Source organism: Alteromonas hispanica, assembly GCF_010500915.1.
In the GTDB taxonomy this organism is placed as follows: Bacteria; Pseudomonadota; Gammaproteobacteria; order Enterobacterales; family Alteromonadaceae; genus Alteromonas; species Alteromonas hispanica.
The window spans coordinates 365,611-388,817 of the sequence record NZ_JAAAWP010000001.1; the positions used below are offsets into that span (position 1 = coordinate 365,611).

General features: G+C 42.6%; 19 protein-coding genes. 12 read left to right on the forward strand and 7 right to left on the reverse strand.

Features of this window, described 5'->3' with window-relative positions; genetic code table 11:
* The first annotated feature begins 17 nt into the window (after positions 1-17).
* Both GTW09_RS01560 and GTW09_RS01565 read left to right on the forward strand, forming a co-directional pair.
* Positions 18-3,410, forward strand: coding sequence for an efflux RND transporter permease subunit (locus tag GTW09_RS01560; RefSeq protein WP_163109451.1), 3,393 nt, complete (start codon positions 18-20; stop codon positions 3,408-3,410).
* Positions 3,407-6,502, forward strand: coding sequence for an efflux RND transporter permease subunit (locus GTW09_RS01565; RefSeq protein ID WP_163109453.1), 3,096 nt, complete (start codon positions 3,407-3,409; stop codon positions 6,500-6,502). Before GTW09_RS01560 ends, GTW09_RS01565 begins: the two co-directional genes overlap by 4 nt.
* 92 nt (positions 6,503-6,594) lie before the next feature.
* On the opposite strand, the gene GTW09_RS01570 is transcribed toward GTW09_RS01565, so the two are convergent.
* Both GTW09_RS01570 and GTW09_RS01575 read right to left on the reverse strand, forming a co-directional pair.
* Entirely contained in the window at positions 6,595-6,915 is a 321-nt protein-coding gene (locus GTW09_RS01570) for a DUF3718 domain-containing protein (RefSeq protein WP_083595218.1), read from the reverse strand.
* 363 nt (positions 6,916-7,278) lie between these two features.
* Positions 7,279-8,073, reverse strand: coding sequence for a DUF2189 domain-containing protein (locus GTW09_RS01575; protein WP_163109456.1), 795 nt, complete (start codon positions 8,071-8,073; stop codon positions 7,279-7,281).
* Between the two features lie 269 nt (positions 8,074-8,342).
* Between GTW09_RS01575 and GTW09_RS01580 the strand changes: the two genes are divergently transcribed.
* The 7 genes from GTW09_RS01580 (at position 8,343) to GTW09_RS01610 (ending at position 15,531) form a co-directional block, all read left to right on the forward strand.
* Positions 8,343-9,563 (forward strand): pyridoxal phosphate-dependent aminotransferase, encoded by a 1,221-nt coding sequence (locus tag GTW09_RS01580; RefSeq protein WP_071979090.1) that lies wholly within the window; start codon positions 8,343-8,345, stop codon positions 9,561-9,563.
* Position 9,564: 1 nt separating this feature from the next.
* On the forward strand, positions 9,565-10,164 hold the full coding sequence (yfbR, locus tag GTW09_RS01585) for a 5'-deoxynucleotidase (protein ID WP_163109458.1): 600 nt from the start codon (positions 9,565-9,567) through the stop codon (positions 10,162-10,164).
* Positions 10,165-10,183: 19 nt separating this feature from the next.
* Positions 10,184-11,527, forward strand: a complete 1,344-nt coding sequence (locus GTW09_RS01590; RefSeq protein ID WP_163109460.1) for an anti-phage deoxyguanosine triphosphatase — start codon at positions 10,184-10,186, stop codon at positions 11,525-11,527.
* 627 nt (positions 11,528-12,154) lie between these two features.
* Positions 12,155-13,162, forward strand: a complete 1,008-nt coding sequence (gene msrP, locus GTW09_RS01595) for a protein-methionine-sulfoxide reductase catalytic subunit MsrP (protein ID WP_163109462.1) — start codon at positions 12,155-12,157, stop codon at positions 13,160-13,162.
* Positions 13,163-13,170: 8 nt separating this feature from the next.
* A complete protein-coding gene (locus tag GTW09_RS01600; RefSeq protein WP_163109944.1) occupies positions 13,171-13,842 on the forward strand; it encodes a protein-methionine-sulfoxide reductase heme-binding subunit MsrQ in 672 nt (223 codons plus the stop codon).
* Positions 13,843-14,490: 648 nt separating this feature from the next.
* Positions 14,491-14,928: a deoxyguanosinetriphosphate triphosphohydrolase gene (locus tag GTW09_RS01605; protein ID WP_163109464.1), complete on the forward strand. Its 438-nt coding sequence runs from the start codon at positions 14,491-14,493 to the stop codon at positions 14,926-14,928.
* Between the two features lie 126 nt (positions 14,929-15,054).
* Positions 15,055-15,531, forward strand: coding sequence for a YchJ family protein (locus GTW09_RS01610; protein WP_163109466.1), 477 nt, complete (start codon positions 15,055-15,057; stop codon positions 15,529-15,531).
* 152 nt (positions 15,532-15,683) lie between these two features.
* On the opposite strand, the gene GTW09_RS01615 is transcribed toward GTW09_RS01610, so the two are convergent.
* The gene (locus tag GTW09_RS01615) at positions 15,684-16,049 is read right to left on the reverse strand and encodes a DUF4870 domain-containing protein (RefSeq protein WP_071979095.1); all 366 of its coding nucleotides are present in this window, start codon (positions 16,047-16,049) and stop codon (positions 15,684-15,686) included.
* 351 nt (positions 16,050-16,400) lie between these two features.
* Between GTW09_RS01615 and GTW09_RS17500 the strand changes: the two genes are divergently transcribed.
* The 3 genes from GTW09_RS17500 (at position 16,401) to GTW09_RS01625 (ending at position 20,087) form a co-directional block, all read left to right on the forward strand.
* The gene (locus tag GTW09_RS17500) at positions 16,401-18,215 is read left to right on the forward strand and encodes a ligand-binding sensor domain-containing protein (RefSeq protein ID WP_239059240.1); all 1,815 of its coding nucleotides are present in this window, start codon (positions 16,401-16,403) and stop codon (positions 18,213-18,215) included.
* Between the two features lie 192 nt (positions 18,216-18,407).
* Positions 18,408-19,349 carry a GGDEF domain-containing protein gene (locus GTW09_RS17505; RefSeq protein WP_239059241.1) on the forward strand — a complete coding sequence of 314 codons (942 nt, stop codon included), beginning with the start codon at positions 18,408-18,410 and terminating at the stop codon, positions 19,347-19,349.
* A 102-nt stretch (positions 19,350-19,451) separates the two neighbouring features.
* A complete protein-coding gene (locus GTW09_RS01625) occupies positions 19,452-20,087 on the forward strand; it encodes an SDR family oxidoreductase (RefSeq protein ID WP_163109468.1) in 636 nt (211 codons plus the stop codon).
* A 114-nt stretch (positions 20,088-20,201) separates the two neighbouring features.
* On the opposite strand, the gene GTW09_RS01630 is transcribed toward GTW09_RS01625, so the two are convergent.
* The 4 genes from GTW09_RS01630 to tmk form a co-directional block, all read right to left on the reverse strand.
* The gene (locus GTW09_RS01630; protein WP_163109470.1) at positions 20,202-20,759 is read right to left on the reverse strand and encodes a pyridoxamine 5'-phosphate oxidase family protein; all 558 of its coding nucleotides are present in this window, start codon (positions 20,757-20,759) and stop codon (positions 20,202-20,204) included.
* Positions 20,760-20,768: 9 nt separating this feature from the next.
* Entirely contained in the window at positions 20,769-21,548 is a 780-nt protein-coding gene (locus GTW09_RS01635) for a TatD family hydrolase (protein ID WP_163109472.1), read from the reverse strand.
* Between the two features lie 121 nt (positions 21,549-21,669).
* Entirely contained in the window at positions 21,670-22,551 is an 882-nt protein-coding gene (locus GTW09_RS01640; protein WP_163109474.1) for a DNA polymerase III subunit delta', read from the reverse strand.
* Positions 22,552-22,554: 3 nt separating this feature from the next.
* The gene (gene tmk, locus GTW09_RS01645) at positions 22,555-23,178 is read right to left on the reverse strand and encodes a dTMP kinase (RefSeq protein ID WP_163109476.1); all 624 of its coding nucleotides are present in this window, start codon (positions 23,176-23,178) and stop codon (positions 22,555-22,557) included.
* Between the last annotated feature and the right edge of the window lie 29 nt (positions 23,179-23,207).

Consider the following 23,207-nt stretch of genomic DNA (forward strand, 5'->3'; position numbering starts at 1 on the left):
AATAAGGAAATATTATTATGCGCATCGTCGATATTGCTGTTAAACGCCCTGTTGCCGTGTCTATGTTCACCTTTGCTGTATTGCTATTTGGCATGGTGTCGCTAGGCCGGTTGTCGGTAAACTTGCTGCCAGATTTATCCTATCCCACTTTAACCATTCGTACCGATTACGATGGGGCCGCGCCCGCTGAAATTGAGCAACTGGTATCTAAACCCATTGAAGAGGCCGTTGGTGTTGTGAAAGGCGTACGTAAAATCACGTCCACATCTCGTGCGGGACAATCTGATGTTGTTTTGTCCTTTGCGTGGGGCACCGAAATGGACTTTGCCAGTTTAGAGGTTCGAGAAAAGTTAGATGTATTAAGGCTTCCACTAGACATTGAAAAGCCAAGGCTTTTGCGTTTTAACCCTAGCTTAGATCCCGTTATAAAATTGGGGCTAACCACAGATTCAGAGAACTTATCTGAAAACGAAATGAAACGCTTACGTTTATATGCAGAGCAGCAGATAAAAAGAGCGTTAGAGTCTGTAGAAGGCATTGCGGCTGTGCGTTTAGGCGGTGGCTTGGAAAATGAAATTCATATTCTTATCGATCAGCGTAAAGCCAGCCAACTGTCTATACCTATTACGGATGTAATTGCGCGAATAAAAGCTGAAAACGTAAATGCTGCGGGAGGAAGAATTGACAATGCCTCGCAGGCGTTTTTGGTGAGAACTCTCAATCAGTTTGAAAGTTTAGACGAAATAAATAACCTTTTTGTGGGCCGGTCTGAAGGACGTAATATTCAGCTTAAAGACATTGCCCTTGTTCGAAGCGCTTATAAAGACAGAGACGTAATTACGCGTTTTAACGGTACAGAAGGCGTAGAAATTGCCATTTATAAAGAAGGTGACGCCAATTCTGTAGACGTTGCTGCAAAGGTGGCCAGCCGCATCGCAGAAATTCAAGACGCCCTTCCGCCGAACTACGCACTCACACAAACTTACGACCAAAGCATTTTCATAAAGCAAGCCATAGACAACGTAAAATCAGCTGCCGTTGCTGGCGGAATATTAGCAATGCTCGTACTTTATTTATTTCTTAAAGATTTTTGGGCTACTGTAATTATTTCGGTATCCATTCCCGTGTCTGTTATCGCTACCTTTAACTTGATGTATGCAAACGATATAAGCCTTAATATGATGAGCTTGGGCGGTATTGCGTTGGCTGTTGGTTTGTTAGTTGATAACAGTATTGTAGTGCTCGAAAATATAGACCGTCACCGTCGCCATAAACGCGCTTTAGATAGCGAACTCGATGATACGCCGGGCAACGCAATTTCACAGCAAAATGAGTCACTACTAGAGCCAGCTTCAACGGGTACAAAAGAAGTTTCTGGCGCTATCATCGCTTCTACATTAACCACAATGGCGGTATTTGTTCCTCTCATTTTTGTTGAGGGTATCGCTGGTCAGCTTTTTCGAGACCAGGCTCTTACGGTGTCATTTGCGCTAGCGGCATCTCTTGTAGTAGCGCTTACGATAATTCCAGCAATGGCCCGTCGTAAAAAGCAGCAACAACTCAGTCACCAAGACACCTTTGATGCACCAACTAAAAAGCCAAAAACCCCACCTGTTAGCTTTTTAGGAAAACTATTTTTCTATGTAACATGGCCTATCAATGCGCTAGTAAAATTCATTTTTGTGTTTTTACCTGCTGCTTTGGTTACGTTATTAATTGGTGCGTGGCACATTGCTAGTAAGCTGTTGTCAGTGTTATTTAAGCCCTTTATATGGGTGTTCTCAAAAGGATTCGATGGCATTGCTAGAGCGTATGAGGTGGTGCTTCATGCAAGCTTGCGCGCTCGCTCAGCCATATTAGGCGTTACTCTGGCAGTAGCCGCTGGTGGCGCATTACTCGTACCTCAATTAGGCATGGAACTCATTCCTACTATGTCACAGGGCGAATTTTCTGTTGAGATTGCCCTTCCTGCAGGTACGCCTTTGTATAAAACCGACGAAGAACTGAATATGCTAGCCGCCGCTGCGTTAAAAAGCACTGGCGGAACTGCTGACGATAACGAAAATAATACCAAGGTGCTTCGCACCTACGCTATGTCTGGCACCGGCAGCTTGGTAAGTGCAGCGCCTAATCAGGGTGGAGACCACTGGGGCCGATTAAATGTCGTCATGGGAGCCGATGCGACAAGTGCAGATATACAAAACGTTCAAGAGTCTCTGCGTAGCTACTTGACTACCCGTCCTAACATAGAGTCTGTATTTTCAGAGCCTGAACTGTTTAGTTTTTCATCTCCCGTTCAAATTGAAATAACTGGTTATGATTTAAATCAACTTAAAGAGTATGGCGATGCGATTGCTATTAAGCTGGCGAGCTTCAGCAATTTTGCAGATGTCACCACTAGCATTCGCGATGGTAATCCTGAGCTTAAAATAGAGTTTGATCACGCTAAACTTGCCCGCCTCAACTTAGATGCCGCTTCTGTATCTCAGTTAATTGCAGCGAAAGTGGGTGGCAGCGTGGCTACCCAATACAGTATTGAAGACAGAAAAGTAGATGTTCTGGTTAGAACAAAAGAGAGCCAGCGCAATAATATCGCCGGAATACGAGCCATAGTGATTAATCCCCGCTCTACTCAGCCAATACCTCTCAGCGCGGTTGCCGATGTATTTATGAGTGTAGGGCCAAGCGAAATTACTCGCGTAGGTCAACAGCGAGTGGCATTAGTAACAGCGAATGTCGCCGAAGGTAAATTGGATAAGGCAGTGTTAGTAGCCGAATCTGTGCTTAACGATACTCAATTACCCTTATCGCTAAGTGCTACTATCGCTGGTCAAAGTGAAGATATGCAGAACAGCTTCCGCTCGCTGCAATTTGCCCTCGCACTCGCTGTTTTCATGGTGTATTTGGTTATGGCGTCACAGTTTGAATCTTTGCTACACCCGCTGCTTATTTTGTTTGCAGTTCCCCTTGCAGGAGCAGGTTCAGTTTACGGATTGTGGTTAACCGACACGCCCTTAAGTGTGGTGGTTTTTATCGGGCTAATTATGCTTTGTGGCATTGTGGTTAATAACGCCATTGTATTGGTCGACCGTATTAATCAGCTTCGACGCAACGGTATAGACAAACACGCAGCAATTATTGAGGCAGCGAAAACCCGATTACGTCCAATTGTTATGACCACACTCACCACCGTCTTAGGTTTGCTCCCTATGGCCTTAGGCTATGGTGAGGGTGCTGAAATAAGAACACCCATGGCAATTACCGTTATTTTTGGCTTACTATTCGCGAGTTTACTGACCTTAATTCTCTTACCGGTGCTTTACAGCTTGTTCGATAACAAAGAGACACTTTCTAGCATAAAAACTGCACCGCAAAACACTCAGGAAGTCTTGGATGGAGGTTCGCTATGAAGCACTCCAAACAACATCCTGCTCAAAAAGGTAAAGTACAGGGTTTAGGTGCCGCACTGGCGCGATTTGCGCTTAACAAGCCAGTTACTATAGGTATGCTATTTTTCTCCATGCTTCTCTTTGGGTTGGTATCATCAAGGCTTTTACCCCTTGAGAAGTTCCCAGGCATTGATATTCCTGAGATGGTGATTGAGATCCCCTACCCCGATGCAACGCCCATCGAGGTAGAAACCATGATCACCCGCCCCGTTGAAGCTGCCATAGCTACAATGTCTGGCATTAAACGTTTGCGGGCACGCTCTTATGATAATAAAGCAGAAATCGTGGTTGAGTTTGATTGGGATGAAAATCTCAAAGCGAAAAGTATTGAAGCGAGAGAAAAAGTGGATGCAATTAGAGATGAACTTCCCGCTGATATCGAACGCATCATGGTTTACAAATTCAATACTAATGATATGCCCATTTTTCAGCTTCGCGTCTCCAGCGATCGAGATCTGTCAAACGCCTACGACTTACTAGAACGCAATCTAAAGCGACCTCTGGAGCGAGTGGCTGGGGTTTCTAGGGTTGAGCTTTATGGCACTATGAAGCGCCAAATTAGTATAAGGCTTGACCCCAAAAAGTTGGCCGCATATCGCATTAACAATACTGAATTAGTGCAAAAGCTGCAAAGCGCAAACTTTTCCCTCACGGCTGGCTATATGAATAATGAGGGCGAAAAGATATTGGTTAACCCGAAGGGTGAATTTGATGACATCAGCGACTTTGAACAAATGTGGATCCAACCAAATATTCGCTTATCGGATGTTGCAGAGGTACGCTACGAATTGCCCCTGCGAAACGAAGGTCGTCATTTAGATAGAAGCTTTGCCGTAGGTTTCAACGTTTTTAGAGAATCAGGTAGTAACCTCGTTGAAGTATCTAATGCTGTAATGAAGGTGATAGAACTGGCAAAAAGCGACCCAGAGTTTGCGGGAATCAACCTTTTTGTTATGGATGATACGGCTAAAAGCGTGACGTCATCCTTGAGTGACTTGCTAAGTGCGGGATTATTAGGTGCCCTGCTCTCGGTAATTGTTCTGTTTATGTTTTTACGGCAGTTTGTCACCACTATCATAGTGGTGCTGTCTGTGCCTTTTTCTATCTGCATAGCGCTGGGTGTGATGTATCTATTAGGTTACACACTTAACATTCTTTCTTTGATGGGCCTGATGTTAGCCGTAGGCATGTTAGTTGACAATGCGGTAGTGATTACCGAGAGTATCTTTCAAGAACGTCAGCAAAGCAGTGATGTTTCCTATGCCACCCAAACTGGCGTAAACAAAGTGAGTTTAGCCGTAATTGCGGGTACCGCGACAACGGCCATTGTCTTTTTGCCGAATATAATTGGCGTTAAAATTGATGTCACTATATTTTTAGAGCACGTGGCTGTTGCGATCTGTATATCACTATTCGCTTCTTTGTTTATCGCAAAAACGCTTATTCCTCTCTTAACGACCAAGGTAAAAATTCCAGTTGTAAGACATTCGGCGCCCGCAGGGTATATTAGACGCTACGGTAAAGTATTATCGTGGGTGTTAAACAATCAGGGAAAAACATCGCTTATTGCCATCGCGATCCTCGCCTCAACAGTTATTCCCATGCAGGCCGTTACCTCAGACGACGACGGTAATAACAACCAAGAGCGCATTTGGCTCAACTACCACATGACCCAAAACTACACGCTATCTGAAGTTGAGAGCACAGTAGAAAAAATGGAAGCCTATTTATATGACAACCAAGAGCGCTTTCATATTAAGCAGGTGTATACCTATTTCACACCGGGCTACGCAATAAGCGGCTTAACATTGAATGACGAACTTCCTGTGCCTGTAAGCGCAATAAAACAGGACATAAGAGAATCTATGCCGTCATTTGTAAGAGCCAGACCTACATTTCAGTGGGACAGCGGCAGCGGGGGGGGGATTCAGGTTACGCTTTTAGGTGAATCGTCAGAGCAGCTTATGACTATTTCGAAAGAGCTTGTGCCGATAATCGCAAAAATTGAGGGATTAAAAGACGTAAAAGCAGATACGGGGTCTACCCGAGACGAAGTACAAATTCGTATTAATAGGGAAAAAGCAAACCGTTTTGGCATTGGCATTAATGACGTTGCAAACGTAGTGGCTACCGCATTGCGCGGCAACAACCTAAGAACTTTTAGATACGGGGATACGGGTGAAGTTAATGTGCAGCTCAAGTACGGAAATGATATTCAGTCCTCGTTGAGCGAGCTTAAAAATATCCACATCGGCTTTTCACAAAACCAATCTGTCACCCTTAATATGATTGCCGATTTTGAAATTAAGCCACAGCTGTCTCAAATTAACCGCAGCTATCGTCAAACCTCACTGGCCATTGGCGCTAACCTTGAGGGTGAGACTACCGTTGAAGAAGCTCGAATGAAGATAGAAAAAGCTCTTGAGAATATTGCTTTGCCCACGGGATACAAATGGACGTTAGATGGAAGCTTTTCTCGTCAAAGCGAGGCAAATGCTGTGATGCAAATGAATATGCTTTTGGCGCTATGCATGATTTATGTGGTTATGGCTGCTCTGTTTGAATCATTAATTCTGCCTACCTCGGTTATCACCTCGCTGTTGTTTTCATTTACCGGCGTATTTTGGGCCTTTATGATAACTGGCACCTCAATGTCTGTAATGGGTATGATCGGTATGCTTATTTTAATGGGCATTGTTGTGAATAATGGCATTGTCTTAGTAGACAGAATAAATCAACTGGTCAATGAAGGACTTTCTTTATACGAAGCCGTTGTTGAAGGGTGTGTAACCCGTATTCGACCTATCTTGATGACAGTTGCTACCACTGTCTTGGGGCTAATTCCGCTAGCAATTGGCACTACACGGATAGGCGGCGATGGTCCACCCTATTCCCCAATGGCCATCGCCATTATTGGAGGTTTGATATTTTCTACGCTAACAAGCTTGTTCCTTGTGCCATTAGCATATGTTCTACTCCTCAAGTTGAGATTCCACACTCAGCGACTCTTTATCAACGGTCGACACAGAGTGTCTCGTTGGGTAAGGGTTTGAGCCGAGCATCATTAACCAGTTATGACTTCCTGGTTGGGTGTGTGGTGTTCTTTGCAGGAACATCACCACCCGCCTCTTTACACTAGTCATAATTAACTACGCGAGATAAGGAATTCGTGAACCGAATCAGCGCCGCGCTCAACGGAAAAGTCGATTAAATTGCTTCCATTGCAGGTTAAACCTGTGTCAGAAGTAATAACACGTAGCACTTGACGCTGACTATCGCCAATGCGACCTACACTGCGTGAAAGGCTTGAGCGGAGTGTTCTGATATCATCGTTGACGATGGCTTTACAAAAGCCTGCGAACTCAGTTTCTCCAATAAAACGTACTTCTTTTTGTGTCTCTGCTGCGTTTGCATTAACTGCAAAAGACAGAGCTGCTGTTGCGATAAGCGTTTTAAACAGTTTCATAATATTTTCCTTTGAACATATTTAATGATGTAAGTTGCAACCCAGTTATCGCTGAGTGCCCATTAGTTATGCACCAAGAAAATATTTTTTTCTGTTGTTTTATTGTGTAAGGCAGGTAAATTTGCGGTAAATCAGTATGTTAACGTTTATTTAAATAGTTAAGCCACTGAAAACGTTGAGATTTATAAATTTCTTTATTCCGAAATGATATAGGTAAGCAGTAAAACATCGCCAAAAACTCTAATACTAAAGTCTTAATTATCGCCATTTTTTTCATTTTAAGTGAAATTTTAACAAAAAAAATGACATTACAGATTAATTATCATACTGAAATGCCATTTTTTGTTGTAATAAAACTACATTTTACTCGTATTTTCTTGCTCGCTTTGTCTCGATAGCATCAATGTAAGCATGCCAAGAGCCATAGGCAACAAGAGGCATTAGAACAATAAACCCAACAAAACCGGTTACAAAGCCAATTGCGACGGCAGAGAAAATTATCGCTCCCCATATCAACATAGGTAATTTGTTCACCCATACAGCATTAACGCTTGTTAGTACTGCGGTTGCCAAGTCGACTTTACGCTCCATTAGAATTGGTTGTGTGAATGCCGTTAAAAACAACATCGCCACCGTAAATACCGCACCCACTAAGCTACCCAACACTAGGAATGGCAATAAACTCTCTAATGTATTTTCTATATAAGGAGGGTAAAGCGCGTGAATAATAGAGGCTACCCGCAACCAAAATATCATCATGAACATGAGTAAAACTGCAAAACCCCATTCATTAGTTGCATTTCTACGCATGGCTCTGAGGGAATGTCGAAGTGTAGGTTTATGCCCCTTCTCCATTTCCCAGCTCACATCGTAAAGTCCTGCTGCCAAAAACGGACCGACCAGCATAAAGCAGACAATTGCGGGTAGAATTACTAGGTGCCAACCTGTCATCGCCACCAAATACATAATCACCCAAGGTATAACGGCAAATAGTACGCCATAAAACGCGGTAAGACCTGGGGCCCGCATAGCGTCTCTTATTGCTAGCGAAAGCCATTTTATCGGATCGCCAACATCTAATTCTTTACAGGGAATGACACGCGCAATGCCACTTTGTGTAATCGCATTTTCTGGGGTTTCTTTAAAATGGTGCGACATATTGAAATCACCTCTGATGGTAAACTTGTCTTTTATTGGCGTTTTTACGAACACCTCATTACTACGATAGGCTTATATTGAAAAGTTCACAAGTTATTAACATATTTTTTATAAACTTATGCTATTAAGGACAGTTGTCATCTTTTTTGTTCGTAATTTGGACAAGTGCGCATAAAAATAGTCATATTGTGCCTTAATCTCCTATTTTGCCGTCGCATATCACTGTGGTTTGCGATAATCTCAGGGTATGTAAATCAACCAGATAGACCATGAAAACTGTATCTCGCTCACATAAATTAGATAACGTTTGTTATGACATTCGAGGCCCAATAGCAGCACAAGCAAGAAAAATGGAAGATGAAGGTCACCGCATATTAAAACTTAATATCGGTAACCCCGCGCCATTTGGTTTTGAAGCCCCGGACGATATTGTAAAAGACGTTATTCATAACCTGCCCACGGCTCAAGGATATTCAGACTCCACGGGAATTTATGCGGCGAGAGTAGCAGTGATGCAGTACTATCAGCAGCGAAACATTAAAGATATTCGCGTTGACGATGTATACATCGGCAATGGGGTTAGCGAATTGATAATGATGGCAATGCAAGCTTTGCTGAATCAGGGAGACGAAGTACTCATTCCCAGCCCCGATTATCCATTGTGGACCGCAGCGGTCAGTCTTTCTTCTGGTTCCCCTGTCCACTACCGATGTGACGAACAAGCAGGCTGGTTTCCAGACCTGGATGATATTAAGAGTAAAATCACCAGTAAAACTCGCGCTATTGTGCTTATCAACCCCAACAACCCCACAGGTGCGGTGTACGATGAAGCATTACTACAAGAAGTTGTCGAAATAGCCAGACAGCATGGGTTGGTGGTATTTAGCGATGAAATTTATGACAAAATTCTCTATGACGATGCAAAACACACCAGTATTGCCTCACTAGCTGACGATGTTTTCTTTGTTACGTTTAGCGGGCTAAGCAAAAACTATCGCGTAGCAGGCTTTCGCTCTGGGTGGCTACTTGTTAGCGGTAATAAACGATTAGCATCTGATTATATAGAAGGGCTTAATATCCTCTCATCTATGCGAATGTGCGCGAACGTCCCATGTCAAAGCGCTATTCAAACCGCGCTTGGGGGCTATCAAAGCATAGATGATTTGGTAAAAGAAAACGGCAGGCTCCGCATTCAAAGAGATGTCACCACAGATATGCTCAACGGTATTGACGGCTTGCATTGTGTAAAACCTAAAGGTGCTATGTATTGCTTCGCGCGGGTCGATGAGAAAAAATTCAATATCCACAATGATGAACAAATGATCCTTGATCTTTTAAGCTCTGAAAAAATTCTGCTGGTGCATGGCAGAGCATTTAACTTAAATGACGGTATTTATTTCAGGTTAGTATTTTTACCTCACAGTGATGTTCTTGTACCAGCACTTCACAGAATAGGAAACTTTTTCAGAACTTATAAGCAAGGGGCTTAGTGTGTCAGACAGAAGTCATTTTTTTGCACATTTATCTCGATTGAAACTCATCAATCGCTGGCCTCTTATGCACAATGTGCATACAGAAAACGTGCAAGAGCACAGTTTACAAGTAGCCATGGTTGCCCATGCACTTGCGTTAATTAAAAATAAGTTCTTTGGAGGTAATGTTAACCCTGAGCGCATTGCAACGATGGCAATGTTCCACGATGTGTCTGAAGTGCTCACTGGCGACTTACCTACCCCAGTTAAATACTTTAATCCCGCTATTAAAGAAGAATATAAAAAGATTGAAAAGATTGCTGAAAACAAGCTTATTGAAATGGCGCCAGAGTCATTTCGAGAAGACTACGCTGCGCTTATTGATTCACAATACCACGACCCTGAAGATGCCTTTATAGTGAAAGCCGCTGATGTGCTGTGCGCGTATCTAAAGACATTGGAAGAGTTGGCAGCCGGAAATAGAGAGTTTACGTTAGCGAAAAAGCGGCTTGATAAAATTTTAAAAGAATACCACTCCGAAGAAGTGGACTACTTTCTTACACAATACGTTCCTAGCTTTTCCTTGAGCCTTGATGAAATAACCCAAGACGAAATGTAAAACCGATAAGGACTCTACTGTGACAATATCTCAATGGGAACTTGACCTACATGCACGTCGTCTTCCACGCACCGAGTCGAGGGACGGAGACCACAGAAACCCATATCAAAGAGATAAAGCGCGAGTGCTTCACAGCGCGGCGTTTCGCAGGCTACAGGCGAAAACGCAAGTATTAGGTGTTGGATTAAGTGATTTTTATCGCACTCGCCTTACCCATTCTTTAGAGGCGGCACAAATAGGAACAGGAATTACAGCGCAACTGTGGAATAAGTTTCCCGAAATAGCGCAGGAACTAGTGCTTGATCCTACGCTCATTGAAACAATCTGTTTAGCACATGATATTGGACACCCTCCTTTTGGCCACGGCGGAGAGATAGCCCTCAATTATATGATGCATGAGCACGGTGGGTTTGAAGGCAATGGACAAACGTTTCGCATTGTCACACAGCTCGAACCTTACACTGCCGAGCATGGTATGAATTTATGCAGACGCAGTATTTTAGGGTTAGTCAAATATCCTAATTTCATTAATACACTCCACTCTAAAGCACATACCGCGACGCGTCCGCTTTCATTAAGACAGGTAAAAGCAGACGAATGGCACCCTCCTAAAGGGCTTTTTGCATGTGATAAAGCATTGTTTGACTGGTTGCTTGCGCCCCTTTGCAGTGAAGATAAACAGCGTTTTATGCAGTTTTCTGAAAATGCTAATGGACACGGTAAAACAGACTACAAATCATTTGATTGTTCAATAATGGAGTTAGCCGATGACATTGCGTATGGCATTCACGATTTAGAAGATGCCATTGTAATGGATATGGTAAATAAGCAGCATTTTGTAGAAGAAGTCACCAGTCCATTGAAAGGACTCTCTATTCCGTGGCTTTCTGAAAACATCGAGACATTAACTACAAAGCTCTTTAGCCAGGCCCACCATGAACGCAAAAACGCTATTGGCGCATTGGTAAACAGCTTTATTACTGCAATTGAAATACACAAAATCCAAGGTTTTTCTCATCCTCTTCTCGCTTATAACGCTACTATGCCCAATAATTTCGGCGAAGCGCTAGGGCTGTTTAAGCGTTTTGTCTTTAGAAAGGTAATACGTCGCCCCGATGTTCAACTTTTGGAATACAAAGGACAGCTCGTTGTAATGGAGCTTTTTGAAGCTTTTGCATCGGACCCTAGCAGACTATTGCCCGAAAATACCCAAGAGCGCTGGCGTAAAGCACAAGACAACGGAAACGGTATGCGGGTTCTCGCTGACTACATATCGGGAATGACTGACGAATTTGCCTCTCGTCTCTACAGCAGTATTTTTTCTCCCAAACAAGGTGGTATTCAAGACAGCTTTCATATGTAGTTGATTAATATGCGGCACAGGATAGCGCTGCTTGTGTGTTAGATATCTCTCAGAAGTCAGCCGTTTGCGGGTTCGCCTTATCCATTTGGCTACTTGATTATCTGGCTGTTTACTCAGCTATTTACATAGCGTTCTAGCTATCTATTCAAAAATTTGTACAAGTATCTTAGTGATTTCCTTCGTTACTATTTGTCAGCCATCTACTCAGCAAAGTTCTTTAGGTGACTTTTTGAAATTATCTCACGGCCTGTCTGGTCATGTATATCTGTCGAGTCATGAATATTTGTGGAAAGCGCTTTACGTCAATTGCGGTAACAGCATACCTTTATTGCGAAATAGTTAAGTGTGCGGTAGTTAAGTGTGCAGTAATTAAGCTTTAATGAGTAAAGACGATTTATGAAACTATCTTGCTGCTTCAACGTATTCACAACGTAAGCTTATGACAAATTCTGTGTAAACAAATACATGCAGAATGCTGAAACCGCTTAAATTAGGTTTTAGTTAGGGCTTACGTTAAGCGTTAATGCGCTAGCAAGAGTCGATGTGAATAACGAATGACAGAATATGAAAGAGCAAACTTGGCTCTTTCAACCTGAGTGAAAAATATTGTGTTAAGAAGGTAGAATAATGTCTAAACCCTACAAGCCGTCAGTTAAATTAAATGATAGTGATGTGACTGATGAACATGTTTACATGAACCGGAGATCGCTTTTAAAGTCACTTGGATTTGTAGGGGCCTCTACCTTGCTCGCAAAGTCTGCTAGCGCTGCTGATTGGTTCTGGGAAGATGAGAAGGAAGATACACCTTTTCAAGGCAAACCACTGGATTTTTCACAACCGAGTAAATTTCAAATCAATGAAACTCGAACTCCAGAAAAGAAAATAACGTCGTATAACAACTTCTATGAGTTTGGTACATCAAAAGACGCGCCAGCGGAAAACGCCACTGAGTTCAATACTGACCCATGGACGTTGAAAATTGATGGTTTAGTGAAAAATCCACTGGTGCTCGATCACGACTCGCTAACAAAGCGGTTTCCCCTTGAAGAACGCATTTATCGCCTTCGCTGTGTAGAAGCCTGGTCTATGGTAGTACCGTGGATAGGCTTTGAACTAGCGGCTCTTATCAAGCAAGCTGACCCGCTATTGTCAGCAAAATACGTGGCGTTTGAGACGCTCTATGATCCAGAGCAGATGCCAGGGCAAAGCAATCGATTTTTAGGTGGCGGTATCGAATACCCTTATGTGGAAGGTTTGCGCCTTGATGAAGCGATGCACCCCTTAACGTTATTGTCGGTTGGCTTATATGGAAAAACTCTGCCTCCGCAAAACGGGGCGCCTATTCGCTTAGTTGTACCTTGGAAATATGGATTCAAAAGCATTAAATCCATCGTACGCATTCGCCTGACCGATAAGCAGCCACCCACAACGTGGAATCGCCTCGCATCAAACGAATATGGCTTCTATGCGAATGTTAACCCAAAGGTATCTCATCCACGCTGGAGCCAAGCTAGTGAACGCAGAATCACTACAGGCGGCCTGCTTTCCCGCAATAGAATAGAAACAAAGATGTTCAATGGCTATGACGAAGTTGCGCCACTTTACTCCGGTATGGATTTAACTAGATATTATTAATGGTATCCATGATTGCCAATAAAAAACTTCTACGACTCTCGCCGTTTGCCAGACGTTGTATAAAATCGATTATTCACTGTGTGGCCTTAGGGTATATTGTGTGGCTATTTTATGCAGGCATTACAGATTCATTAGGTGCAGACCCGGTAAATACACTTTTGAATGAAACCGGTATTTGGGCTATTCACCTGCTGTTTATTACGTTATTGCTTAGCCCCCTTGCAAAGTGGTTGAAAAGTCCAGCGCCTATTCAGTTCAGGCGCATGTTAGGCATTTATGTATTTGTATATGCATTGGCCCATTTCAGTACCTACATTCTTTTTGAGCTGCAGCTCGATATGACGCTGGTACTGAGTGAGATTATAAGTCGGCCGTATATTATTGTGGGAATGCTAGCGATTTTGCTGCTAATGGCACTAACTGCAACCTCTTTTAACCTTATAAGAAGGAAAATGGGCAAGCGCTGGCAGCAGCTTCACAATACTATTTACGCTATTTTGCCTCTGGCTTTATTGCATTTTAGTTGGTCGCAAAAAACCTTTTGGCAAGAGCCTATTTGGTATTGGCTAGTCGGAATTATCATTTTAATTCCCCGAGTCAAGCATGGGCTATCCACTTTTCGGCGAAAGCAATTACGTCAGAAAAAACTGCAAGAGAAAAAACTGAGTAATGCGGCGTAACGCGCCGTTTTTGCCACAGTTACAATACATATGAAAAATAAAAGGTTACTACGCAGCACTCCTGCAACTAACGTAATAGGATCTCCGATTATGGGCACCCAGCAAAGTAATAAACTCCACTTGCCCCATCGAGTAAAAAGAATACTAGCGCGAGTAAATGAGCTGTCGCTCACTCTCAATACCTTTGTAGCTATCACTTTTCCGTATTTAAGGCCAAGAAAATAGTTAACAAGAGCCCCTAGCACGTTGCCACTTGATGCAGCTACCAAGAGAAGCCCCGCAGAAAAGCCACTACTATATAAAGCAGTGAGTACAACCTCAGAGCTAAAAGGCAAAATAGTTGCTGCCAAAAAAGCACAGACAAACATGCCTATATAACCCCAATCGACTAATACGCTCATAATCCCATTTTTCTCGTGATAGACCAAAGCATACACAGTGCTTTAAATTCTACTAACGATATCAGATAGCCATTATTTGACTAATAAAAAATGCTTTATTTTAAAAGCACTTACCATATTTGTTCGATTTTGTTCGAAAAAAGCACAATGTATAACTTGCAAATCACACTGGATAAAAATACTGTATACACATACACACTGTATACTTAAACAGTTAACGTGGTTTTATAAAAATAAGGTATGTCCTATGAGTAATTCACCAGTTTGTCGACTTAATGCACTTCGTACTTCCCTTCTCGGTTCTGGAGCCCAAAATGTTGTGCAACTCCCGTTGCCTATTGAAGGTTTTCCTGGTGAAGGAAGAGAAAGTAACAGAGAAGGTAACAGAGTAAATAACGACAAAGGGTGGAATTATTTACTCTCTAGCTCAGTTTCGTTTTCTAAAGACGTGATGAACGCTATTCGTATTCAAAAGCCTGAAAAGGAGAAAGTGCCTGAATGGATAAGTAAGCTAATTACAGGCGGTCAGTGCAAAACACTGTATGTAGAAAATATAGATTTAGATTTACAGCCTACTGACAGTGATATGATCCGTAAGCTTTGTGAGCTTTACTCGGTGAGTTTAGTGAACGTAAGAGTGGACAGCAATACCCAAAACAGAAATGTTGCTGTAGGGCCTTGGTAAAAACAGAAATATAAAGCGAGAAAGTTGAGTCAATAACAGCAAAATTTTTGGCTAGTACACTCGTGTATTGTACTATGGGCGGTGTAATATGAACGATTGAATTAATCTTGGATACCAACTAGTTTTATGCGTTGCTTTTGCTGCTCCACAAGCTCATATGAGCATTGCTGTGCTCCCTTCATCAGCGGTACAGATAGCCCTCAAACGGCAGAACAATTGATGCGCTCCCGTTTTACTGCATATGCAATCAAGCAATACGACTATGTTCGCGACACGTATTCAGAGGAAAAGCGTCAAGGGATAACATCAGAAAACCTTGAAAGTAGCGCTAGCGGTGCTCATTGGTTCGCTCTTAAAGTCCATACTTCAACACACAGTAAACCTAGTTCAGATACCGTCGAGTTTACTGCCTACTACTTTGAAAATAAGCACCTCTTTCAGTTACACGAGACATCGCGCTTTATCGTCGAGGGCAGACTGTGGCGTTATCACGACGGTACCCTTCATGATGACTGCGGTAAAATAAAATATGGTAGAAACTTGCCGTGTCTTTGCGGAAACAATAAAAAATTCAAGCAGTGTTGTGCAACAAAAGTGAGATAGGCGGACAAGTTAGCGAAAAATACGTGATTGTCGATAAGGTGGTTATCGGTAATAATATAAAGGGCGGCAGGCGCTTAACAGGCGTTTAGGTAACTCCCCTGCCGCAGATGTATAACTTGAGAAAACAGCTTAAGCGGAAAGCCTAAACGTTTTTAAACTTTAAAAAATTTGATACTTAGTGGGTAATGCCAGAGTTCGCCATTGTTAGCCTTGAGTGCCGCAACGATCGCGAAGATCAAATTTAGAATCCCCAATATTAATAACCCGAAGCCGCCTATTATAATCAAAAGCAAAATACCGCATATTACCGTGTATATTACTAGGCTAATTAACCAATTCGCAGTGACTCTTCCATGTTTATCAATATCTTCATTCTGATCTTTATGAGCTATCCACATAATAATAGGTAATATAAGCCCCAAGCCTGGAACAATTATGCTGGTGAGCTGACTCACGTGAATTAGCGTACAGTAGGTTCTTACTGTAAGTCCCCAATACATGTTTTCTTCCGTTGTCATATGTATTCCCTCTTGTAATTATAATTGAGTAGGCTCTACTGAGAAGAGCCTGCTAAATGATAATGCTCATTTGATATTTCGCCAAATTTAATTACACCATTGCTTAGCCATACTCCCGATAAATGATTTTCTAACATTTGTTGTAAATTTAGCGAGTTTTAGCAAATTTTTAGTGAGCGCGAAAAAACGTGAAACATAGGCGATAAAAATACGCAGACCTCAGAAATAACAAAACTTTTTCCGGCTTTTTCCTATCAATCAGTATTTTGCTACTAACGTATTGTTGCTTGTTTATGAATTTAGCGTAAGTTAAATGTATGATTATGTAGATGGAATTTTGTGGTTATTTCAATGAGGCGTTTTTTCGCGTTAACTTCACTTATTTGGTTTGCGGCCTCTTGCGCACAGCTATCTTGGTCTAAACCCATAGCGCCAATCTTTTCGCAGTACACCGTCAACGACGGTCTCGCCCATATCTCTCTAGCCGATGCAACTCAAGATAAGGATGGCTTTTTATGGCTGGCGACACAAGCCGGCATTGATAGATTTGATGGGTATTCTTTTAGAAATTTTGGCCTGATAGAGGGCGAAAGTAATTCTGGCCTTCAATCGATCACCGCTCTTCAGGTTGAGGCAAGTCCTGATGGAAAATTTATCTGGGTTGGGACATTTGGCGGCTTAAGTCGGCTCAATGTGGATACTGAGAAGTTTACCCACTTTACGTTACCCGCATCAGAAGCAATCAATAACGCTATTATTAACCGGATAAAAAACACTGCAGATAATACCACTTGGATAATATCAGATAGAAATTTGTATAAGTATTCTGACGATTTAGGCGAAGTTCTGCTTATGGCTTATCTGCCTAACCCTACAAGCACACTTACAGATGTGGAGCTGGTAGACGATGTGCTCTACGTTACCTCCACCTCGGGCTTATATAAATTAGATTCACTGAATAAAAAACTGCAGCTAGTGGCGTTAGAAAAGCAAAATCTGACACGAATTGTCGCTACAGAAGACGAAAGAATTTGGATAGCAACAACTAATCACGGTGCTTGCATCTTTAATCCTCTTAATCGCGAGTATGACCTCAGCGAGCACTGCATCACCACAGAGCAAGGTCTGTCAGACGATTACGTTACCGACATATTAGTACAAAATAATGGAGATGTATGGGTAGCGACAGAGCGTGGCTTAAACCTACTTCCAAGCCATAGCCCCATTTCTGTTATTACTACTCCGGTAACGGCTAGGTCGACCAAAGACGAGCGCTTTTCAGCACTTTTTGAAACCTCAGAAGGTTTAGTTATCGCTGCCATGAAGGACGATGGTTTCGCCGTGAGCGACCCAATATTAGCTAATTTTTACTCAACAGAAGTGGGCGGCGGAAGAATTGTCACCTCTGTCTCCTCCAACAATGACAGCGTTTGGCTAGTTAACGAAAAAGGGTTGTGGAATTACGATTACAACAACGACCTTTCCAAAGGCCCCTATTTAGTCAATTCGACGGATTCAACCACGAGTAATGCTAATGAGAAAATGTTGGCTGTCCATTATGACTCGGTGAGAAATGATGTGTGGGTAGCTACACGCTCTGGACTATCTAAGTTTAATCCCGACACTAAAAACCTTAATGCCGTTGCGCTTGAAGGTAAGTCGGGATATAGCCTGAATGTAGATTCTGACGGAGACGTTTGGTATGGAGGATACAGCGATGGTGTTTTTGTTTATCGTCCTTCAGACGATAAGGTAGTAAGACAATGGCCCCTCCCCTTAACCACCAGAGTTTTGCATGAACAGGATGGAAATGCTTGGTTGACCACGGTAGGTGGTTTGTATTTCGCGAACAAATTCAGCGGAGAACTTATCAACGTAAGAGATTTTTCACCTCTATTGAAAGACGTGTCTGTTGTTACATGGATTTCTAAATCTAGTCGCGGCGGCTATTGGTTGGCAACTCAAGCCAATGGCTTTTACTTTATGACAATCTCTGAGCAGGACTTTTCCACATTACAGCTTACTCGTATTAAGCCAGACAGCGTAATAACAGGTTTATCTATTGGTGCAATTGTTGAAGATGAGCAAAATGGTCTTTGGATCACCACGGACAAAGGGATTGCCCACCTTGCTTCTGATTTACAAACGCTCTCCTTTTATGGCTAAGAAAGCGGTGCCATTGATACCGGTTATTATATTGGAGCAGCCACACAAACTCGAGACAACACCATTATTCTTGGCGGAGCAAAAGGTATAACACGATTTAACCCCAGTGACGTTCAAGATAAACCCTGGTCGCCACTCATACACATTACTCGCATGGAAGTCATTAGCAACAACCAGACGAATGGCAGTGAAATGCGGTCAATTAATCAAGTTGGCGATCGCATAGAACTATACCCTGAGGATATATCCTTTACTCTCGCCTTCTCTGCTTTAGATTTTATCAATGCAGACACTCTCCGATATGCATACCGACTGTCAGATTTTGAATCGGGTTGGCGCTATACAGACAGTAAATCAAAGCTTGCCACCTATACTAATTTGGATCCAGGCAGGTATCGATTTACCGTAAAAGCAATCAACAAAGAGAATAAATGGAGCAGCAATGAGGCTCAAATTGAAATTGTCATTATTCCGCCTTGGTGGGATATGCCTATTTGGCGTGCGCTCATACTACTCACTATCGTAGCTCTTATTTCTACAATGCTTTGGTTGCGCTTCAGAACGCTACAATTGCGCTCGCAAGAGTTGTCTGTGTTAGTAGATAAGCGGACCGAAGATCTTAATCGCGCCGTTGAAAAACTCACGCTGTTATCAACCGAAGATGCGTTAACAGGCCTTAAGAATAGACGCTATTTTTCACAGCGTGCCACTGAAGCGTGGAATCAGTTTTTTCGTTATAAGCATACTTTTTCATTGATTCTTATAGACATAGACCTTTTCAAAACCATCAATGATACGCATGGTCACGGCGTTGGAGACACGGTGCTTATTGATGTTGCGAAAATATTGACAGAAAACGTGAGAGTTAATGACATCGTTGCGCGATGGGGCGGCGAAGAGTTTTTGATCCTTTTGCCGGCACTCAATGTGCAGGAAGCCTATTGGGTAGCCGATAAGCTCAGAAAAAAAGTGGCCGAACACCCCATCAAAGTTCAAGGAAAGCAAGTTCCAGTCAGTATTACCTGCGGTGTAGCAGAGATAAAACATTATGAAAGTGTTGAAGCTTGCATACAAGCCGTTGATAAAAAGCTTTACGAGGGCAAAGCCCTTGGAAGAAACACTGTCGTAAACTAGGGCATTTTATTTAACCTACATAAATGTTGTTTGTCTCAATCACTGATCCGTTATCAGTGTGAAGGCTATCAATAATGACATTTAATTCATGGAGGTAAAATAATGGCGAAAGTACTCGTACTTGGCGCGTCTGGCCAAATTGGAAAACAAGCAACCGGCAAACTTCTCGAACGGGGCCATCATGTTCTCGCCCCCGTCCGAAGCCCTGACAAACTATCGGACATTGAAAATGACAACTTACAGGTGATTGAGCAAGATCTTGAAAAAGACTTTTCATCGCATTTTAAAAATGTTGATGTTGTCGTTTTCACAGCAGGTTCTGGTGGAAACACCGGTGCTGATAAAACTATTATGATTGACCTGTGGGCTGCGATAAAAGCGGTAAACTATGCCAAAGAAGCCCAAACGCCCAAGTTTGTAATGGTCAGCTCTATAGGCGCTGGCGATCCAGATTCAGTAGACGGCACAATAAAGCCTTACTTGGTAGCAAAACACGTTGCTGATGACTACTTAATTAACAGTGGTATTCAACATATCATTTTACGCCCCGGTACCTTGTTAAATGAGCCAGGTACACATCTGGTGCGCACCGATATGCCCAATAACAAAAGTGATGCAGTTATCCCACGTGAAGATGTGGCAACTGCAATTGTTGAAAGTGTTGGCCGCACAAATGAAGACAACATGATCACTTATCTGTTTAAGGGTGAAGAGTCGATATCTCAAATATTTGAGTAAATACGCTATATAAAACGTATTTTCTTCAGATTAAAAATAACCCGCGTTTCGACTTCCACGTCAGCTCGTTAAGCGGCAACGCGGGTTATTTTGTAAGTGTATTTTTACAGTGATTTAAGGAATTAATGACTGACTGACCCAATCGCCATGTTCGTTCTTTTCATGCCATTCGCGATTTTGAGGGTTACCACGCAAATTCAGATAATCTACGGTTTCGATATTTAAGGTTAAAACACAAAAGTGCGCTGGAATAGTGTTGTAATCGCCCTCAACATGCAGCGCAGACTCGCCATTTCTCGGCGTGCCAGGTGTTCCCCACAGAAATTGCTTTTTCCCTGCGTCTGACAGCTTATCCCATTGCGCTTCAACCAGGTCAGGAGACTCTTCCTTGGTGGATATATCTGCCAAACAATGAAAGCGATACTGCTCACGAGTTTTGGCAAAATACCAGGCAATATGGCATCGATTGTTTTGAACCAACTGTTGATACTTTTCGGTACGGGTATCAGATATCACGATTAGGCTGTTATCGTCAGTTAACCCACGATGCACAACAGTTCTACAAAACGGAATACCTTCTTGGTTTGCCGTTGCCAGCTGAAAATACCGGCTTTCAGGGACACTTCGTGTTTTATGTAAGCTTTTAACTAAATTCTGACGCCATAATGGCATAACAGCTCCCTATGCAGCCTTATCTTTCGCTAAGGCAAAAAGCGTGTAAAAGTTTTCCGTTGTAATCCGTGCGAGTTCTTTTACTGAAATACCTTTTAGCTCGGCAATAAACTCTGCTACCTCAACAACGTAACCGGGTTGGTTTTGTTTTCCTCGATGAGGAACGGGTGCCAGCCAAGGAGAGTCAGTTTCAATTAGCAACCGCTCAATAGGAATAGACTTCACCACTTCTCGTAATTCATCTGCCGAATTAAACGTTACAATGCCCGAAATGGATATGTAGAAGCCCATATCGATTGCCGCCTCGGCCATCTCTAACGATTCTGTAAAGCAATGCAGCACACCAATAGTATCTGGTGCTTTATGCTCTTTTAGCAAATTAATGGTGTCTTCTCGGGCATCACGAGTGTGAATAATAAGCGGCTTTTTGGTTTCATTGGCAACCTTGATGTGGTCTACAAATGACGTTAATTGAACATCTTTACTCTCTGGGCTATAAAAATAGTCGAGCCCCGTCTCTCCAATAGCAACGACATCGCTGTGTTGTGCCTTTTCTAATAACTCATCGTAGCTACACGCCTCATCTTGATGTAAAGGATGCACACCACAAGACACAGACACGTCATCAAATTCACTTACTGCATCACGCATGCTGTCATAGTCACTGACCGAGACACACACACATAAGAAATGCTCTACCCCTCGAGTGCGGGCAAAGTTGAGTGTTTCTTTTAATTCTTCAGGACCTTGTTTTAATCTGTCTAAATGACAGTGAGAATCTACAAACAAAATAAACCTTTAATACTGTTAATCATGATTTAGAGCCAGCATGTATTCCCTAGCTCGTGAATAAAAATAATGAATTGAAAGCGCGCCTCGCACTCTTGGCACACTTAGTTACAACGTATGTCTATCGCTGAAACTGCTTAAGTAACCCAAATAATACCATGGATTTGTTCACTCCCAGATGTTGCAATGTTTTCGTTACCTCAACACATTTAACATAGCGAGTGTAATCTGAAGAGTTTTGACTATTCACATAATCTCCATGGGCTTTTTGCATACACCACTGAGCGGCTAAAACCGCGTTATCCTGCCATTTCTTTGCCAGTCTATGGGCTTGGCTGTTTGCATCCCCTGCCAACAAAGCCTGAAAGTCATCATTAAACGTTCTATAGCTAAACTCCTCTTCGCCTTTTAAAGCGGCTTCTACTCGCAGAGGAGCATGACCATAAGCGGCAAGCAGTGCCTCGCTAGCATCTTCTACGCCGTTATCTTTGAGGTAGTTCAAACTTAATTCTACGCTGGGTAAACCTAAAGCATGTTTTTCGCAGCGGCTTAAAATAGTGGGCATTAATTTAGTCACACTATTAGTTATGAGAAGTAAGTAGGTGTTTGCAGTTGGTTCTTCAAGAGTCTTGAGCAATGCATTGGCAGCCGCTTCTGTCATGGTATCTGCATTGGGGATAAGTAACACTTTATTACCACTCATTTGAGCGGTGCCACTTAACTTTGCAATCCCTTCACGAATTTTATCAACACCCAGCTGCTTTTCGCTTTCCAATAGATACAAATCTGGATGATTACCCGCAATTCGCAAATAACAGCTCTGACATTGATTACAGGCTCCATCTAACGAGGGCGCTTTACATAGCAAGGTATTACCAAGCGCTTGGGCCAATTGATATTTTCCAATACCACTGGCACCACTAAGCAATACTGCGTGGTGAAGCTTATTCGCTAGATAACGGGAGTTAAATGAACGAAAAATGTCAGAAAACCACGGAAACATGAATTATTTACCCATAACATATTGCTTGATTAATGCAGAAACAGCACTGTGAACTTTCTCCATTGGCTGCATTGCATCTATGGTCACAATACTGTCGTCAGACTTTGCCAGCGCTAAGTACTTCTCACGAGTACGCTCAAAAAAAGCCAGTCCAGACTGCTCTATTCTATCAAGCTCACCACGACCGCGAGCACGCTCTAATCCAACAGCGGGCTCTACGTCTAGATATACAGTAAGGTGTGGCTTAAAGCCTTTCAGTGCGATCTCGCTCACAGAGCGCATGGTCGATTCTAAAACCCCTCTTCCACCGCCCTGATAGGCTTGCGATGAAAGATCGTGTCTATCGCCTACTACCCAATACCCCTTTTTTAATGCGGGATGAATACGGTTGGTCAAAAGCTGCACTCTTGCCGCGTACATTAATAATAACTCTGTTTCTTCGGCAACCTGCTCATCCCAATCGTGTTTAACGCAATCTCGAATAGCTTCTGCCATAGGGGTACCGCCAGGCTCGCGGGTTTGCTCAACAGTTTTACCGGCACTTTTAAGTTCATCAACTATACGACTTATCACCGAGCTTTTTCCAGCGCCCTCAAGTCCTTCAACGACTATAAATTTTCCATTCATTATTTTATTAAGATCTCTGTTTTGATGAT